The sequence below is a fragment of the Paenibacillus sp. FSL H8-0548 genome (genome assembly GCF_038630985.1).
GTDB lineage: Bacteria > Bacillota > Bacilli > Paenibacillales > Paenibacillaceae > Pristimantibacillus.
This window is the reverse complement of sequence record NZ_CP152049.1, coordinates 2,864,278-2,881,712: the sequence shown is the minus strand read 5'-3', so window position 1 is coordinate 2,881,712 and position 17,435 is coordinate 2,864,278. Positions and strand designations below refer to the sequence as shown.

Annotated in this window: 12 protein-coding genes and 1 other annotated feature; of the genes, 3 read left to right on the top strand and 9 right to left on the bottom strand. The window is 42.8% G+C overall.

What is annotated here, in order from left to right; genetic code table 11:
* Positions 1-87 precede the first annotated feature (87 nt).
* The gene (asd, locus tag MHI37_RS11815) at positions 88-1,173 is read right to left on the bottom strand and encodes an aspartate-semialdehyde dehydrogenase (protein ID WP_076338230.1); all 1,086 of its coding nucleotides are present in this window, start codon (positions 1,171-1,173) and stop codon (positions 88-90) included.
* A gap of 140 nt (positions 1,174-1,313) precedes the next feature.
* Positions 1,314-1,581 (bottom strand) — a binding site (T-box leader).
* 102 nt (positions 1,582-1,683) lie between these two features.
* On the bottom strand, positions 1,684-2,055 hold the full coding sequence (locus tag MHI37_RS11810; RefSeq protein ID WP_179090260.1) for a hypothetical protein: 372 nt from the start codon (positions 2,053-2,055) through the stop codon (positions 1,684-1,686).
* A 289-nt stretch (positions 2,056-2,344) separates the two neighbouring features.
* Here MHI37_RS11810 and MHI37_RS11805 point away from each other — a divergent pair, with 289 nt between their 5' ends.
* A complete protein-coding gene (locus tag MHI37_RS11805; protein ID WP_076338222.1) occupies positions 2,345-3,583 on the top strand; it encodes an ISL3 family transposase in 1,239 nt (412 codons plus the stop codon).
* Between the two features lie 424 nt (positions 3,584-4,007).
* Here the strand turns inward: MHI37_RS11805 and MHI37_RS11800 are convergent, their stop codons facing one another.
* Positions 4,008-4,766: an SDR family oxidoreductase gene (locus MHI37_RS11800; protein ID WP_076338221.1), complete on the bottom strand. Its 759-nt coding sequence runs from the start codon at positions 4,764-4,766 to the stop codon at positions 4,008-4,010.
* Positions 4,767-5,450: 684 nt separating this feature from the next.
* On the opposite strand from MHI37_RS11800, the gene MHI37_RS11795 reads away from it, so the two are divergent.
* Together MHI37_RS11795 and MHI37_RS11790 are read left to right on the top strand one after the other, a co-directional pair.
* Positions 5,451-6,260, top strand: coding sequence for an SDR family NAD(P)-dependent oxidoreductase (locus MHI37_RS11795; RefSeq protein WP_076338220.1), 810 nt, complete (start codon positions 5,451-5,453; stop codon positions 6,258-6,260).
* Positions 6,261-6,339: 79 nt separating this feature from the next.
* Positions 6,340-6,879 carry a TetR/AcrR family transcriptional regulator gene (locus tag MHI37_RS11790; protein WP_076338219.1) on the top strand — a complete coding sequence of 180 codons (540 nt, stop codon included), beginning with the start codon at positions 6,340-6,342 and terminating at the stop codon, positions 6,877-6,879.
* 396 nt (positions 6,880-7,275) lie between these two features.
* On the opposite strand, the gene MHI37_RS11785 is transcribed toward MHI37_RS11790, so the two are convergent.
* From MHI37_RS11785 to MHI37_RS11760, 6 genes are all read right to left on the bottom strand, one after another.
* Complete coding sequence (locus MHI37_RS11785; protein WP_076338218.1) at positions 7,276-8,160, bottom strand: carbohydrate ABC transporter permease; 885 nt, start codon at positions 8,158-8,160, stop codon at positions 7,276-7,278.
* Between the two features lie 11 nt (positions 8,161-8,171).
* The gene (locus MHI37_RS11780; RefSeq protein WP_076338217.1) at positions 8,172-9,146 is read right to left on the bottom strand and encodes an ABC transporter permease subunit; all 975 of its coding nucleotides are present in this window, start codon (positions 9,144-9,146) and stop codon (positions 8,172-8,174) included.
* Between the two features lie 274 nt (positions 9,147-9,420).
* On the bottom strand, positions 9,421-11,022 hold the full coding sequence (locus MHI37_RS11775) for a response regulator (RefSeq protein WP_076338216.1): 1,602 nt from the start codon (positions 11,020-11,022) through the stop codon (positions 9,421-9,423).
* Positions 11,019-12,776 carry a histidine kinase gene (locus tag MHI37_RS11770; protein ID WP_076338215.1) on the bottom strand — a complete coding sequence of 586 codons (1,758 nt, stop codon included), beginning with the start codon at positions 12,774-12,776 and terminating at the stop codon, positions 11,019-11,021. Before MHI37_RS11770 ends, MHI37_RS11775 begins: the two co-directional genes overlap by 4 nt.
* 184 nt (positions 12,777-12,960) lie before the next feature.
* A complete protein-coding gene (locus MHI37_RS11765; protein ID WP_076338214.1) occupies positions 12,961-14,514 on the bottom strand; it encodes an ABC transporter substrate-binding protein in 1,554 nt (517 codons plus the stop codon).
* 124 nt (positions 14,515-14,638) lie between these two features.
* Positions 14,639-17,428: a family 78 glycoside hydrolase catalytic domain gene (locus MHI37_RS11760; protein ID WP_076338213.1), complete on the bottom strand. Its 2,790-nt coding sequence runs from the start codon at positions 17,426-17,428 to the stop codon at positions 14,639-14,641.
* Between the last annotated feature and the right edge of the window lie 7 nt (positions 17,429-17,435).

The window sequence follows — 17,435 nt, the reverse complement described above, 5'->3', positions numbered from 1 at the left end:
CCCTATACTCCAACAAACAGCAAAAAAGCCTCTCCACAGCCAGCCTACAGCATGGAGAGGCTTGATTCTAATAACAAACTATTTATCCTATTTTGACTGAATGTACCCTTCCGCTTTAAGCAGCTCGGCAATCAGAACGGCACCGCCCGCTGCTCCACGCAATGTGTTATGCGATAGTCCTACAAATTTATAATCAAATAAGGAATCTGCGCGTAATCTGCCTGCTGAAACTCCCATACCGCGCTCGATATCACGATCAAGCTTCGTCTGTGGTCTATTCTCTTCTTCAAAATAAGTAATAAACTGCTTCGGTGCACTTGGCAGTCCTAGCTCTTGAGGACGTCCTTTGAATTGTTGCCAGCGATTAAGAATTTCTTCTTTCGAAGGTTTTTTCTCAAACGATACAAATACGGTTGCCAAATGTCCATCTAATACCGGAACGCGGATACATTGTGTTGTAATCAATGGTGCACTTGCTTTAATAATTTCATTGTTTTCGATGGTTCCCCATATGCGCAGCGGCTCCTGCTCGCTCTTTTCTTCCTCACCGCCAATATAAGGGATGACGTTATCCAACATTTCTGGCCAGTCGGTAAAGTTTTTGCCGGCTCCAGATATGGCCTGATACGTGGATGCAACCACATTCGTCGGTTTGAAGTCTAATAGTGCGTGAAGCGCCGGCACATAGCTCTGAATGGAGCAGTTGGGTTTAACCGCAATAAATCCGGTCGAAGTACCTAGACGCTTTCTCTGTGCAGCAATTACATCTAAATGACCTGGGTTAATTTCCGGAATAACCATTGGGATATCAGGTGTCCAGCGATGAGCCGAATTATTAGAAACAACAGGCGTGCCCGTCTTTGCGTATGCTTCTTCCAAAGCTTGAATCTCATTTTTCTTCATATCCACTGCACAAAATACAAAATCGACTTGAGCAGTAATTTCCTCTACTTTGGAAGCATCCTGAACGATAATATTTTTCACTGCGTCAGGTATTGGACCAGACAGCTTCCATCTGCCTTGCACAGATTCTTCATACGTTTTACCTGCCGAACTTGCACTTGCAGCTATAGCCGTTACTTTAAACCATGGATGCTGATCCAGCAGCTGAACGAACCGCTGCCCCACCATGCCTGTTCCTCCAACAATACCAACCCTTAATTTTTCTGTCATAATCGATTCCATTCCTCTCAACTTGAAATGATCTTCCTAAATAATTATTCAAACAGACTGATTTGGTGTACCTTTTGTTGAATATAAGCTGAATTTTATTATAGCAACAAAAAAATCCCGTCCCTAAGACTATGGAAAGTCTTAGGGACGAGATTTGTATACTCGCGGTACCACCCTAGGTTCACTACTATGTCGCCATATTAGCCTCTTCAAGTACGGCTTTGCCATCTGGCAATGCTTATACTCTAGCTCTGTAACAGGAGCTCCTGTCACACCATCACCCCTTTATCTAGGGCTCCAATGTGCTGCTCTGAGTCTTTTTTCAATAAATAACTCTTACTCCTTTTCAGCTAACGGAGCTCTCTGTGAAAGAATTCGTTTATTTACTCGTCTCTTCATCGCATTTCATATTACGATTATATTATCAAATAACAGTTCTGAGGTAAACATGAATTTAAAAATTGATACAACATTTATTCTAACAGATCTGCGATATTTAGTGTAATACCATTATATGCCGCATATCCGAAGCTTTTGGGATTCCGTGTTTCCAGAGGAATTGGAGGAATTTCTAGTATAGTGTATATATCCGGAATGTTTTCCTGCAATTTTCCCATCTATATTTTTATTAGCTGAATTTATTATGGTCAAGTCTTTTATCCCGTACGGGATACTGTCCGTAGTTGCTTCAAATGGAACAGGTGTCTGCGGTTCATAATCAAGCAGCTTCACCTTCTGAAGCCGCATTTGTGTACAATCGCTGCCTCTAAGCACCTCCGGCCACATGGCATGCTTACCCTCCGGATGCCAAGACATCGGTGAGCAATAAACCCAATTTTCATCCGTGGTGAGCTGTACTCCTTGATAGCCTTCTTCATTCATTGAACGATTGATGTCAATTAATACCGGCCCAATATTGCCTGACCTGAATTTGCGTAAGGTTATCAGAGATCAATTCCTGTACAATTGAATCGGGTGTACTGCTCTTCATTCCCCGAACAAACTGTTTCACCTCTCCGCCTCGAATTGGATTCGGAATAATAAAGCCTGGTTTTTTTGGCTCAAAACAGAAATCAGTGCTTGACGAAATAACCCAAGGTTAGAAATGGAAAAACATCTACCACTCCTGTATTGTTGTAAGTCCTACCCAACAACAAAAAGGAAATGACAGATGCAGATCCAGTATATCAATGAAATGCTCGACATACCAGAGCTACAGATTAAGCAGATTGTGCGAATAAGCGCAGATGAAATTCATATAGAGGTAACACCAATCGCTCAAAAACAATGCTGCTCAATTTGTAGATCAGATGAATATGTCATTCGTAAAGGCAGCAATGACATACGTAGCGTCCGACACACACCCGCGTTCGGGAAAAAAGTGTATCTTTTGGTTCCATCCATCCGACTGGCATGCAATCAATGCGATGTTGGGTTTGTATGGGTGTACGAATTTGTTGGAACCAAAAGGCAATACAGCAACCTCTTTCGAGAGAGAGCTGCTGAGCAAGCTATTGGCTCTACCGCAGCACATAGCGCCCGTATGCAGCAGGCGCCCACCAGCACGATTCAGCAGATGCATAACGATGCTGTTCCTCTGGAGAGCGAACGACTTTCAGAGCAAGCATGGAAACAAGCGAAAGAAAGCAAAGGCTTGGTTTTGGGTGTCGACGACTTCGCTATCAAGAAGGGGCATACCTACAACACGGGCATCCATGACCTGAAAGGAGAGATGATGCTTGATCTTTTACCCGGGCGAAAGCTGGAGGATCTACGCGTCTATGCCAAGCACCACCCCGTTTTTTTGATGTTGGAGCCTAAAGCAGTCGTGATGGATTTAGCTCAAGCCTATCACACCTGGATTCGCGAATGTTTTCCTAGGGCAATCCGAATCGCTGATCGTTTTCATGTCCATGGCTACGTGATTGAAGCGCTGCAAGAAGTGCGAAAAACGGTACAGATCACGCTTTCCCCACGAGCGAGAGCAGTACTCAAAACGCATCATCGTCTCTTAAATCCCCAAGCAGAATCTCTGTCTGCTGAAAGTAAGGTCAAGCTCAATGAGTTATTGGGATACTCCCCACTCCTGAGAAACTGCTGGGAATGGAAAGAAGCTTTTACGGCTTGGTATGACTATTCACCAAGTGCCGAAGTTGCAACGGTGGGATTTAACCGTTGGTGTGAGCAGGGCGAAAAAATCGACCACGAAGCAATCAAAAGTGCACTGAAGACGATGCGGAATTGGCAAGAAGAAATAATCAATTACCATCGCTGCAGATGGACGAACGCAACAGTTGAAGGCCGGCATAACCGAATCAAAGCTTATCAACGACGGCATTACTTCACACGCAATCGTGATCGGTATAAGAGCGGAATTCTAGTTGAATGTAATCGCAATCGACTTAGCTAATAATCAAGCGCTGATTTCGAGGTTGAGCCGTTTTTTTGGGTCATTTTCAAAACTCGATATTGTACTAATTAGCTGCACGCTTTCGATTCAATAAGAATCCGTTTTACGCGCCAATGCACCGATAGCTACAGTAGCACCGATATCGGAACGGAGAAACGTCCAACTCTGGACCTCTGTCAAGATAATAGACACGGATTTTGTTTCTTTAAAGCATTAAATTCATAGTTGTGTTCAAAGTAAGCTTCACGTCGAGCCCGCCTGTTCACAGGAAGCAAGGGGCAATCACATTGCGGCCTACAAGGGTACCAGGTCAACCTGGTCTCGCCTTCGGCGATGGCGCATGTGATGACGTGGACAGGCCAACCGCTATAGCGACAGGAGCAGCAATTAGCCAGTATGGGCTATAGCCAAGACCACATCCACCTTAATATGCCGTCCACCCAGCATCTGCCGTGATAATCGTACCATTGACAAAACTCGACTCATCCGAAGCCAGGAATAGTGCCACCTTAGCAATCTCCTCAGCATCCCCCACCCGAGGGTTAATTCCCATACCAGACATTGCACGCTCCGCTCCAAACGAATGTGGCGCTGTCAACGAAGCCGAGATATTTGTCTTCACACCGCCAGGTGCAATCGCGTTGCAACGAATTCCCTTACTCGCATATTGAAAACCTACGTTTTTTGTCAATCCTACAACGGCATGTTTAGACGCTGTATATGCCGCACCGGCGCGTGATCCGAATAAACCGCCTGCGGAAGCGACGTTAACGATGATACCAGAATTCTTTGGCAAGAAAATTTCGAGAGCCTTCCGCATCGTACGCATCGGTCCCGTCGAATTGACAGCGAAAACACGTTCCCACAGCTCGTCCGTTAGATCACCAGCAGGTACGAAATTGTCCATAATACCAGCATTATTCACTAATATGTCAACTGTTCCGTACGAGTTTATCGTTTCATCGAACAAGCGTTGTACGTCATCTTCCATCGCAACGTTTACTTGAATAGCAATTGCTTCGCCTCCCTTGTTCACGATTTCGTTCACGACTTGGCTGGCGATCTCCAAATTAAGATCAGAAACGACGACCTTAGCCCCTTCACCTGCGAATAACTCGGAAATGGCTTTCCCCATTCCGGAAGCAGCTCCGGTTACTATTGCTACTTTTCCTGAAAGTTTCATTTTCATACCTTCTTCCATTATATTTAACATATTGTTAATAACGAGTGGAACGAGAACACTTTACTTTTGTATTTACCTTATATCCTAAATATATAGTAATCCAGATGCTACCCAGTAACGACCGCTGTTTTCCCATCAAGTTTCACGTTAACTGTTTCCGTTCTGGCATATGATACATTCCGATTATTATTCGATAATAGATAACTCGGTTACGATAGGTGCAGTTGGTCCGGAGAAATAAAAACTGCTAACTGATCTCACGAGAATCCGCTAACCATTCCGATCATCGGATTAGATAAGAATTCTGGAATATACTTTTTTCCAAGATGGATTCTGCCGCATCTTTCTCCAACAAGTCCCCCACTTTGGAATCTTGACCGAATTTCATAAATAGAGTTCACCCCCTCTCTTTAATTCGAAATTAAAGTTAAACCTGTACCCAACTTCAGCATTCGTAATAACTTCTCATTATTCATCTATGAATTCGCTACAATGTCCTGTAGTTCCATCCTAATGTAGGATGACTGCACACCTCTAACGTTTTGACGACTTAATCAATGAAACTTTGACGACTATTTCGGAATTAGAGCCAGATTGGCAATTATAATTATTGACAAGCAATCCTATCAAATTTAAAATTATAAAAACATACATATGTATGTTTTAGAATAAGGAGGGTATTTCATGACGGATTTCTCAAGCGTTAAGGGCAAAGTTGCTATAGTTACAGGTGCTGCTGATGGCCTCGGCAAAGCGATTTCACTATGTTATGCGGACAATGGCATGAAGGTCGTTATATCAGATATTAATACCGACAAAGGATTAACGGTTGTAGAAGGAATTAAATCTGCCGGCGGAGATGCAGCATTCTTCAAAGCTGATGTAAGTAATGAAGAAGAAGTAAAGAACCTTATTGATTTTACAGTCGAAACTTATGGCCAATTAGACGGACTTGTCAATAACGCAGGCATCGCCGCCGATAATAGACCGATTCATGAATATTCCACCGCTGAGTTCGACTGGCTCATGTCTATTGATTTGAGAGGCGTATTCTTGGGAACGAAGTATGCAATCGAAGCGATCCTAAAGTCTAAATCATCTGGGGGATTCATTGTTAATGTCGCTTCATTAGCCGGAATATTGGGAAACAGTTCAATGGGAATTTATTCGTCTGCCAAACACGGCGTTGTAGGTTTAACCAAAAGCGCTGCGCTAGATTATGCGCCTTATAACATTACAGTTAACGCGATTTGTCCGGGAACATTCAGAACTTCAATCTGGGGGGAAACACCTGAAGAAATAGTCAATCAATATGCGAAAATCTTCTCTCCAAGCGGAGAATTAGGCGATCCGAAAGAAATTGGTCACTTAGCACTATTTTTAGCTTCCGACTTGGCACGTTATATAAGCGGGTCTGCTATTTCGATAGATGCTGGCTCAAGTGCAGGCAAAATTACTCCAGTTCAATGGACTCATCCAGAAATTCTGCAATAATTCGTCTCTCCCGAAAATAACTTCCTAGCGGAAGTTATTTTTCTTTGTATGCTATAATGCATGTGAGGAGTTGAAAGAAATGATTACGACCAAAGAGAACATGTGCGAAATCGCTATTCAAATGTTTAGAGAACATGGCTATGAGAACATTAGTATCAACATGATATGTAATCGACTCCAGGTCACTCGTGGCTCTTTCTATCATCATTTTGAAGATAAAAACGATCTGCTATTATATTGGTTCTCCTCCCAGGTTAGGATGCATATCATACTAGAATTGGACGAAGGTTCTCCGAAACAAATCTTAAAGAAACATGCTCTAGACTACGCAAATATCATCGAAAACGTCGGCTATGATTTTATGTACCACATTCTATTGGCAGAATTTGAACTTCAAGGCAAGCACTTTCATACCTATTTCGATGCGGAAGGCCTGTCCATCGATCTCATCCAAAAGGCGATCGAAAGTAGAGAAATTCATTCAACGAGGACACCGAAGGAATTGTTAGATACGTTTATAGCTGCTGTAGTCGGTGCCATTGTATTGTGGAAGCTCGAACGAGGTGAATTTGATATCTCTAGGAAAATAGATCTCATATTTGAAATTACTTATCGATAAACGGAAACAGAATCGATACAAAAATACCATTCCGGAAAAAGAGGAATGGTATTTTTATTGTACGCATTTTAGAACCCTAATTTTACACTCTGTCTTTGCGAATGACGTACAACTCCGTATTAATTAAAGACAATAACTCCATTGGAATATTAAAGGCGGATATTTTAGACATTTTCTCGATTGACATGACTCCCTTCATGGCAGTGAATCTCGGATCTTCTGCCGCATTCCCGAAAAACTTCTTGAATATGGCCTTGGCTTCCTCATTTTCGTAGAGATCTTCAATAATGCCGAAAGTAGAATGGTACCCCTCCTGGAGTGCTACCTCTTGAATAATTATTGTTATGAATAAAGGTCCATTTCTCGTTAAGATCTATCGTTTGCATTTGAAATTCCCTACCCTTTCACTGCACCGAACATAATGCCCTTAATGAAAAACTTCTGGAAGAACGGGTATGCTATTAAGATCGGTAGCGATCCCAGCACCGCGATCGCCATCTTTGCCGTATCCGAAGGCATCTGAGACATGGCATCGCCGGCATTTGCGCTCATATTCGATTGAATAAACTGAATGTCCTGCATGATCCTTTGCAGGAGATTCTGTATACTGAACAACTCTGGCTTCGTAATATAGATCATCCCGGTCTGCCAGTCGTTCCAGTACATGATCGCCGTAAACAGTCCGATTACAGCCAATATTGGCGTGGAAGTTGGAATAATTATGCTGCCTAGAATTCGGTATTCACTCGCTCCATCCAATTGCGCCGATTCGATCAAATCTTTTGACATCGATCCTTGCAAGAAGATTCGCATCATCATGATGTAATAACCATTCGTGAGAACCCCGGCGACAATTAAAACCCAGATTGTGTTCTTCAAGTCTAAAATTTGCGCATAAATAAGGTACGACGGAATCATCCCTCCGTGGAACAACATCGAGAAAAATACGAGAAACAGGATAATTCCGCGATGTGGTGTTTCTGGTCTGGATAGTGGATAGGCCATTAACAGTGTGGTGAATATTCCAATTGTTGTGCCAACAACCGTAACGAATATCGATACGCCATACGCTCGAATAATATTCGATCCACTATCGAACAAATATTCATAAGCCGCGGTACTGAACACTTTAGGAATGAGCGAATATCCATTTGCTATGAGTGACGATTGATCCGTCAACGACGCAGAGATCAGCAAGATGAACGGAATAATACAGACTACGCTTAATATGATCAGAACGGTATGACTAAACCATGTTATGACTCGGCTTTCATTTATCACGTCGTTTCCCCCTAGAATAATGCGCTTTCTTTATTTTTGCGACGCACCAGATAGTTCACTGTAATGACGAGAGCAAATCCTACAACTGACTGATACAAGCCCGCCGCCGCAGACATACCCATGTTGCCGCTCCCCATCAAACCGTTAAACACATAAGTATCAATTGTGGCTGTTGTCTCGAAAAGTGCCCCAGAATTCAGTGTTACCTGATAGAAAAGACCAAAGTCGGAATAAAATACCCGTCCCAGCTGGAGCAGGGCCATCATTAGGATAACAGGTGTTACGATTGGAAGCGTAATATATATAATCTGCTTTAAGCGGTTGGCGCCATCAATTCTCGCAGCCTCGTAGTAATCTTCATTGATCCCGAGCAATGCAGCAAAATAAACAATACTTCCATATCCGACTCCCTTCCACTGATCCACGAAAGTCAAGATAACAGGCCAAAACTTCGCTTCGGCATACCACATGATTCCTTCCTCTATTCCGAGCAGCGGAAGAATCGTTCGATTGATCAACCCATTCTCGACACTGAGGAATCCATACACCAGATAACTGATAATAACCCAAGAGATCAAGTGAGGCATTGAAATAATGGCTTGATATGTTCTAAGAAAAACCTTCTGTTTAATTTCATTTAGCAAAATAGCGACACCTAACGACAAAATCGTTCCTAGAGCGAGGAACAAAAGATTGTATAGAATTGTATTACGGGTAATAATGAATGCGTCTGAGGTTTTGAACAGATATTCAAAGTTTTTTAATCCAGCCCAATCGCTTCCGAAAATACCTTTCGCAAAATTGATCTCCTTGAAAGCGATGACGACCCCGAACATTGGCAGATAGTTATTGATTAAGAGATACAATAACCCAGGTATCATCATAATCAGTAGCGGTGAGTACCTGCGATAATCATACTTTTTCTTTTTCTTTTCCGATTTCGTTTGAGGTAAGGCCGCCGAATCCGCAGGTGAAATCTGATTCATGTAAAATCACATCCTTGTCTTCATCTATTGTTTATAGACCTATCATAAGAAATTCACGTGAGTTTAACTAACGTTAAGCCGACTTCTTATCTAACACTTTCACGACTATTGTCGTGAACAAATCATGGTTTATCCGCATAATAAGTGGTGATCCCTAATATAGATTTGGTCAAAAAAAAGAAATAGCGGTGCCAGGAAAGTTATCCCTGTACCGCCATTTCAACTTTAGATTTGTTGCCACTTTGACTTTTGAAACAGTCCCGGATCTAATTATTTATTTTTTTCCAAATTGGTTCCTGTATTCCGTTGGTCCCAGCCCAGCGTGTTTTTTGAATATTCTAGCGAAATGCGAGAAATTGGTGTGTCCTACAGACGAAGCAATCGAGCTAATTGGGATGTTGGTTTGCGACAGCAGCTCTTTTGCCAAATTGATTCTTTCATTTAACACATAATCAGATATAGAGTATCCCGTTTCTTTTTTGAATATCCTGGATAGATAATCGGGATTTAGATAGACATGATTGGCAATCGTATCTCGCGACATGTCGTGGCCTATATTTTGCTCGATATAGCGTTGGACCGTCTGGACGACCGTTTCGGTTTCTTCAACTGCTTTAGTTTGTTGCACGGCTTTGTCCAGTGTATGATGAACCCAGACTAATAAGTCAGTCACAGAGTGCCCCGCTAGCTCCGATAGCCTTCTAGACGCTTCATCGCCATATAGTTGGTGGGCCTGAATGCCGCTTATATTCAGAAACGAATAAAGCGCCTGCATGAAATCCTGGTGAAACTGATGCAAAATATTGGCATCCACGATTTGGTTTTGTACCAGCTGCTCGAGAGACTTCTCTACTTCCCGAATAGACTCGTCCTTTGTCCCTGTTTTTAGTAGAGAAAACCACATATTCAAATCTGGTAGCCCGATCGATTGAGTCGTATCCATTCTCTCAACGAAAGGAAAAACCTCATTGTAAAAGGCTACGTTATTTCGATCGCGTTGCTTTAAGCTTGTAACCAATCCTGCAATTCCTTGAGCTTCAACAGGCTTTCCTAAATAACAAGATACACTGCAATAAAAATACTCTCTACACATTTCTAAATAGTGATTGCATGCCTTAGGAAGCTGATCTAGGTTCCCGTCTTCCAATATATCCGCTGCAAAAATCCCAATCATTGTTCCGCGGTCAAGAAAAAAGAATACACCATTTAATTGGCTGCCCGTTATGATTTCTTCAGCCGAATTTTTAAGCGCATACTCCATTATTTTTTCATCACGCCTACTTAATGGTTTATTCCATTTTTTCACTGAAATCAACAATGGGAAAAAAATCGCGTCATCTAAGACCGGCAGTTGATGATACTCGGCATGTTTATGAATCGCTTCCGGATTACTTGGTATGGTGTGATTAATAAGGTCCAACCAAAACCGTTCAATGACAAGTGATTTATGCTTCATCCAAAATTGATGGGATTGTTTATTCCTAATCATTTCACTGTTATGATTAATGATGCCTTGGGCCCTTCGGATTACATTTTCCAATTCGTCCGTAAGCACGGGCTTTAACAAATAATCCAGACTCCCTAACTGAATAGCTTCCTTTGCATACTTAAAATCAGCGTGGCTCGTAAGAAATATGGTGATGAGATGCGGATATTGCTCCCTTGCCCATGACAACAGCTCCAAACCGCTCCCTTGCGGCATTTCTATATCGCACAACATAATGTCTATTTTTTCACTTTCGATTATGGCTTTCGCTTGCTTCATATTATAAGCTGTGAATAATCTGGATAGTCCAAGCTTATCCATATCCAGATCGCTTTTGACTCCTTCAATAGCATGTAATTCATCATCGACAAGCAACAATTGATAAGTCATCGTTTCCCCTCCATTACAGGTTGAGTTGGAACAATGATTTCCACTACGGCGCCACCTGTTTCCTTATCGTTATAATAATGAATGCTGACAGTTTCGTTATATAGCAGCTTTAGCCGCCTTTGAACATTCCATATCCCGATGTGCTCACCTTGTTCATTTTCTATGTTTTTGCCAGCCAGCAGCTCCTGAAGTACCTTATCCTCAAATCCTTTTCCCGTATCCTTTATGCTTATTTTCATCATAGAGCCGTCTATTTCATCTTCGAAACCGACATATACCGTGATGTGGATAGGCTCCTCCATCGTTACTGCATGTTTAATCGAATTCTCGACAAACGACTGAATAACGAGAGGTGGAACCGGAATATCCGTTAAGTAATCTGGTGCATCTACTTTCCAGGTCAATTTCTCAGGAAATCGCAGTTCCTGTATACTCAAATAATGACGAGTGTGCTGCAGTTCATCATTTAGCCTAACAAATGATGTATTGCTGCGAAATAAAAAACGGAAATATTTAATCAATGACATGGTCATTTCCATGATCAATTGGTGGTTTTTGACTTTAGCTAAATTATAAACAATATTCAAAGCATTCAAGAAGAAGTGTGGATTTACTTGCAGCTGCAGCCGCTGAAGCTCCTCTCGCTGCTTATTCAATTGTTCTTCAAACACGTTGACTCGAAGCGTTTGGATTTCATTCATCATCGAATTAAAGGAAAATCCTAATATTTTAAATTCCTCAGCGCCGAGTTCAGCATTCACGCGGACACCCCAATCCCCCCCGCGGACTCTACTCATTGCGAGTAGGACCCGTTTAAGCGGGTTAAGAAAAACTTGCTTCATTAAATACAGACCAATCGGAATAAATATTAACGAGCTTATGGTGATGAACCAAATAAGCCGTTGAAGATAGGGAAGGTTCGCTAGTATGTTGCGATCCGGTATAACCGCAATCAGGTTGAAGTTCCCTCTATAGGATTCTGTCCCGACGACAAGATACTTGCGATCCGAACCCGATAAATAATGTTCATTCAAGTTCTTTCGCAGATTAATTCCATCGTTATCTACGAGGCTACGATTTGTAATTGACTCTCCTTGATCATCAGCGATTAGTGTTGTCCCCCCCTCTCCTAGTTTTAGTGCGGTAAGAGGCTTTAGCAATTCATCCGTTCTTACCCAGCCCCCTAGGTAGACATCTCCTGATTTCACGATATTAATTAGATAATGCTCTTGTCCGATTTGGGTATGCTGCCACCTTTTTGTTCTGACTCCTTTAGGTATTTTTTGTTGAGTAATCATGTTCGTGATATGATCTTTCACGATCTCCTTTTCCTCATATGAGACCCCGGTAGAATACACATCCATATAATCGTGTCTGTCCTCGACATAAACAAAAAAAGAACCTAGCAATTTGAATAGAGCCATATCGTACGACAATTTGTTAAATATATACGCTTTCGACATATAATACTGATCATCGGTTTCAGCCTGTTTAAGAGCAATTAAATCATAGCCCGTTCCGGCAATCGTATGGATATAGGAGTCGATATCATTTAAGTTGGAATCTATCTGATTCATATGCAGCGACAAAGTATTTTTGTAAGAGTCTGCCACTTGTGCACGGACTACGTCAATAGCGTAGAAATTATTATAAAGCAGCATTCCTGTCAGAGGCAACGTCATAATAAGCACGCTTAACGTAATCTGGATTCGCAACGAATTTAGGCGAAGCCTCTTTAATGTAAGCTTTTTCATGCTCTCCGACCCCTTCTAGTTTTGTTTTCTTACATTATAAGTGACAAACTTACCTTACGCCTATGTGAATTATCTCTAAGCGAATTTTATACGGCAAACCTCCAATAAACAAAGCCGGATCTACATGTAGACCCGACTTTGTTACTGTTTTTATAAGGTTTATTACTCGAGCTTAATGCATTATTTATTTTGCTGCAGCCCAGGCATCTAACTGCTGTTGTTTCTCCTCAATCACTTTATTAATACCAGCCGATTTCAGTTGAATGATAAACTCCTTAAGAATGGATTCTGGAGCCACCGAGCCCGTTTCCAAAACTGATTTGTACCGGTTCGTAACATTCGTGATCGCCGTCAATTCGTTCTGTACATTGCTTGGATTGAACGAAAATCCCAGCGCTTTGGATTTATTCGCTGAAGCGTTAAATTCCTTAACGCTTTGACCGATTTTCGGATCTTGGCCTTCGAATGTATAGGCTATGAAAGGATTGCTCGTTGTAAGAGCATTCATCGTATATCCGACGGTCGATATGTCAACGCCCTCAGGGTATCTGATTATATTATCCGACACGTTAACATAGTGTTTGCCTTCGATTCCCCAAATAATAAGATTGACAAGTTCTTTATCTGTATACATTAGTTCTAGAAACTTCATGACGCGCTCCGGATTTTCGGACTGCTGAGCAATCCCCCATAACCCGACTATTACATCAGTAGTGACAGCGTAAGACTCGATATCGAGATTTACGACCACCAATTCTTGACCGATGAGTCGCTCTTCCTGCGCTCTAATTTCGGGTTTGTTCATCGTAATATAAGAAAATGCCTTATTCGCCTTAAGCAAGTCAGCTGTATTGGTTTTCGTAGTTGCAGCATCCTTGTTGACATAGCCTGCTTTAAACCAATTGTGCATTTTATTCAGTAACTGTGCATATTCATCAGTTTCATACCAGTTGACTAATTTCAAATCATTATCGAAGCCCGGCAATACGCCATTACCGTCTCCAAGCTTATCATAGCTTCTATAAAAATCCATCGCTTTCGATAAACCGGAAGCAAGCGGAAACACTCCTGGCTCATTTTCTTTAATAATCTTAAACACATTATCCAAATCATTCAAAGAATGAATGGCATCTACATCAATATTATATTTTTCAACTAAGTCTTTTCTCATGAATACAGCTGGCTGCGACGCGAAGGAATGCAGAGTAGGAATACCATAAATTTGTCCATTCACTCTAGCGGACTCCATATATTCGGCTCCAATCGCTTCAACAATGCCTTGTCCATGTTTATCCAATAGCGGATCGATTGGAAGAAGTTTTCCGCTTATCGCATCAGTGGCATATTTGCTTCCAATACCGAAGGTAAACATTAAATCCAGCTTTTCTCCACTGGCTGTCATCAGGTTCATCTGCTGGTCATAACTTCCAATGCTAAGCGGAAGAATCGTTACGGTTGTATTCAGCTTTTCTTGTGTAAGCTTGTTAATTTCTGCTTCAACCAGCTTCATATCTGCCGGAACCGCTCCAAATATGGGCAAAGCCATCGTTAATTCGTAGGGCTCTTTCATTGCATCTTCAGCGCTTTCAGAAGATTCGGAAGCATTTCCTGCTCCAGTTGTCGGGCTTGGCTGGCCAGTCTTCGTATTTCCGTTGTTGTTTGACGAGCATGCGGCGATCAGTGTTGTCATAAGCACTAACGCAAGCAGAATCCTGGTGTACTTGAATGTCCTTTTCATCGTATTCCCCCTATATAATTGTTTGCTAGCACTTTGAGTATATCTTCCTATATCCCGCACAACTAACAGTTTAACGACTTTATGACTATTGCTTTGCCGACTTTATTCAGCATTGCAAACATGATTAAATCGTAAACAGATACTCGCCGCTCCCCACTGCCAGAACGATGTTCTCACCTTCATTGTAGGCATCCGTAGACTCGTTGAATACATTTTTCAAATCTTCAAGACGGCCTGGAAGCACAATCGTTGCCGTGGTATTGGCGGGAACCTCAAATCGATAGCTTACTTCTTGATTCTTTTTCTCCCAGCTTGACCGGATGGTTCCATAGCTGGACTCAAACGTTGCAGTTGCCCGAGTCAACGTACCTCCTGCCAATGGTTTCAACATAAAATGCTTGTAGCCTGGCTTCTCCCAAACGGGCCGTATTCCGGCTATACAGGCGAAGAGAAAGTCGCATACAGCCCCATATGAATAATGATTTAATGATCCTGACAGTTCCCCCTCAGGTGAAATGCCTCTCCAGCTTTCCCAAATTGTCGTAGCCCCCTTGCTGACGGCAAACAGCCAAGACGGACTCGTATCCTGCTCCAGCAGCCGGAAAGCCAGATCGGCGTAGCCGTTATCCGCTAATACCTGCAATAAGAATGGCGTCGAAAGAAATCCTGTATTCAAGTGATCATTCTGTTCTTCAACCAACTGCGCCAGCCTGTTAGCAACAGCTTGTTTTTTATCTTCATCCACTAACCCGAAAGCAAGCGTTCGGACATTAGGAGCCTGCCTATTTTCTATCATGGCCCCATCTTCTTTAATGAAATATTTATTATAAACTCGTTTAACCTTCTCGTAGAGCGCCCTGTACTTCGCTCCCTCCTCGGTCTTCCCAAGCACAAACGCCATCTCTGAGAGCAGGCGGGTAGAATATGCAAAATACGCCGTTGCAACAAACGGGAGAGATCCCCTGGAGTTGGTCATGGCTGATACTATATCGTTAAAGATCGTGTCAGCTTCCAACCATTCGCCCCAATGGAACTTCGTATCCCATATATAATCAGCGTCAAGCTCCCCATCGGTATAATTGTGATAAGCCGGCGAATCTTTGAATTCCTCACTTTCGGTTTTTGCGGAGGCAGCCATATAATCCACCCATGCTTTCGCCGAGTCAAATTGCTTCTCCAGAATCCACTTGTCCCCATAACAAAGATAGAGGGTCCATGGAATTATAACGGCCGCATCTCCCCAGCCCGAAGAACCGTCCAGCATACTGGCAGTTCCAGGCTTTGGCCTACGAAGCGCCATCATCGGATCACTATTCCCCTTCGCGAACCGTTCCCATTCTTCCAAGCTGTGGTGCCCAATCACGGTTGGCACCGTGCTTCCTACCGAACCGTCCGGGAATTGTTCGGCCGCCAAGTCGGCCATCCACTTCTCAAAGAAAGGATATACATTCATAAAATCTGAAGCCGTTCTGCAATACAATTGTGCATCGCCTGTCCACCCTGCTCTTTCTCTTGTAGGGCAATCGGTAGGGATCTCCATAAAGTTACTCTTCTGGCTCCATCTCGAGTTAGATACAAGTTTGTTAATCAATGGATTCGAGCAGTTGAAATCGCCCGTCTCCTCCAGATCGGAATATACGGCTACCGCCGTAAAGTTCTCTGGAATTATTTCCCCTGGATATTTCTTCACCAGTACATAACGGAAACCAAAGATAGCAAACTGCGGTCGGTAGCTCTCGCTTTCTCTTCCTGCCAAAATATAATGAACCTCTTGAAAGTCCTCTATTGCTCCATGTGCCGCAAGGTTCTGCAATGTGAAGTTACCATCCTGATCCAAGGCTTCGCCATGAATCAAAACGATCTCTTTCCCCTCATCTCCTTGCACCTTCATATCGACCCAACCTGCGATATTTTGCCCGAAATCCAGCACCCTATCTCCATTTGGCGTTTGCAATACCTTTGGTGTGAACCTTTCCTTCTGCCTAACAGGCACGCTGCGAGTAGCAATCAAATTATCGAATCGATCCTCGACAATCTGCACTGACGCCCAAGCAGTATCGTCATACCCAGGCTGGTTCCAGCCCATTATGTTCATTCTGGCATCATAAAACTCTCCCGCTTTCATATCCGACTTCAGCAAAGGGCCATAAGAGGTTCTAAAGGAACCGTCACTACCGATGACCTCTCGGTTGCCATCTTCGTAATCCAACATGAGTTGCCCTAAAAAAGCCACTTTGTATCCAAAATTGTTTTTTAAACTTGCTCCACCGGTCATTCCTCTCCACCAGCCGTCTGCAAGAATAATCCCAAGTGCATTCGTGCCTTCATGTACAAAAGAGGTCACGTCATATACTTGATATTGCAGCCGGTTATAATAGGAAGTGAACCCGGGCGTGAACAGATGATCTGTACCTTCCGCACCGTTTAAATAAAAGCTGTACAAACCTTTGGCCGTGAAGCAGGCTCGGGCGGCAACAAGACCTTTCCTCACTGTGAAATCCTTCCTAACATAAGGAGCCGGTTTATAAGCGTCGATATCTACTTCCTTCTCCGGTTCAATCCATTGAGCCTCCCAATCTGCAGCATGCAACAGACCTGTTTCGAAGTAGGCCGGCTTGCTAAACGCCGATTCCTCTTCATGATTACTATAAACCTTGACTCGCCAATAGATACGTTCTATCGAATTTAATGCAGGACCCTCATACAAGACACCTTGCGAGTCGCTGCTCTCTAACTTGCCGCTGTCCCATATTAAGTTAGCAAAGTCATTGGCTTTGGATGCTTGCAATTGATAGGCAATTTGCATGACGTTTTTTCCATCGCTGCGCAGCTTCCAGCCTAGACGCGGCCGTTGCGCGTCAAGACCCAAGGGGTTTTCCAGATACTCTGTCCGTAACGACACAACTTCAACCATGTTCTGT

What these genes read in the sequence shown, in the direction of transcription:
- MHI37_RS11810 (WP_179090260.1), bottom strand. Translation starts at nt 2,055, where the DNA reads ATGAATGAAGAAGGCTATCAAGGAGTACAGCTCACCACGGATGAAAAT.
- MHI37_RS11760 (WP_076338213.1), bottom strand. Translation starts at nt 17,428, where the DNA reads ATGGTTGAAGTTGTGTCGTTACGGACAGAGTATCTGGAAAACCCCTTG.
- MHI37_RS11765 (WP_076338214.1), bottom strand. Translation starts at nt 14,514, where the DNA reads ATGAAAAGGACATTCAAGTACACCAGGATTCTGCTTGCGTTAGTGCTT.
- MHI37_RS11770 (WP_076338215.1), bottom strand. Translation starts at nt 12,776, where the DNA reads ATGAAAAAGCTTACATTAAAGAGGCTTCGCCTAAATTCGTTGCGAATC.
- MHI37_RS11775 (WP_076338216.1), bottom strand. Translation starts at nt 11,022, where the DNA reads ATGACTTATCAATTGTTGCTTGTCGATGATGAATTACATGCTATTGAA.
- asd (WP_076338230.1), bottom strand. Translation starts at nt 1,173, where the DNA reads ATGACAGAAAAATTAAGGGTTGGTATTGTTGGAGGAACAGGCATGGTG.
- MHI37_RS11805 (WP_076338222.1), top strand. Translation starts at nt 2,345, where the DNA reads ATGCAGATCCAGTATATCAATGAAATGCTCGACATACCAGAGCTACAG.
- MHI37_RS11800 (WP_076338221.1), bottom strand. Translation starts at nt 4,766, where the DNA reads ATGAAACTTTCAGGAAAAGTAGCAATAGTAACCGGAGCTGCTTCCGGA.
- MHI37_RS11780 (WP_076338217.1), bottom strand. Translation starts at nt 9,146, where the DNA reads ATGAATCAGATTTCACCTGCGGATTCGGCGGCCTTACCTCAAACGAAA.
- MHI37_RS11790 (WP_076338219.1), top strand. Translation starts at nt 6,340, where the DNA reads ATGATTACGACCAAAGAGAACATGTGCGAAATCGCTATTCAAATGTTT.
- MHI37_RS11795 (WP_076338220.1), top strand. Translation starts at nt 5,451, where the DNA reads ATGACGGATTTCTCAAGCGTTAAGGGCAAAGTTGCTATAGTTACAGGT.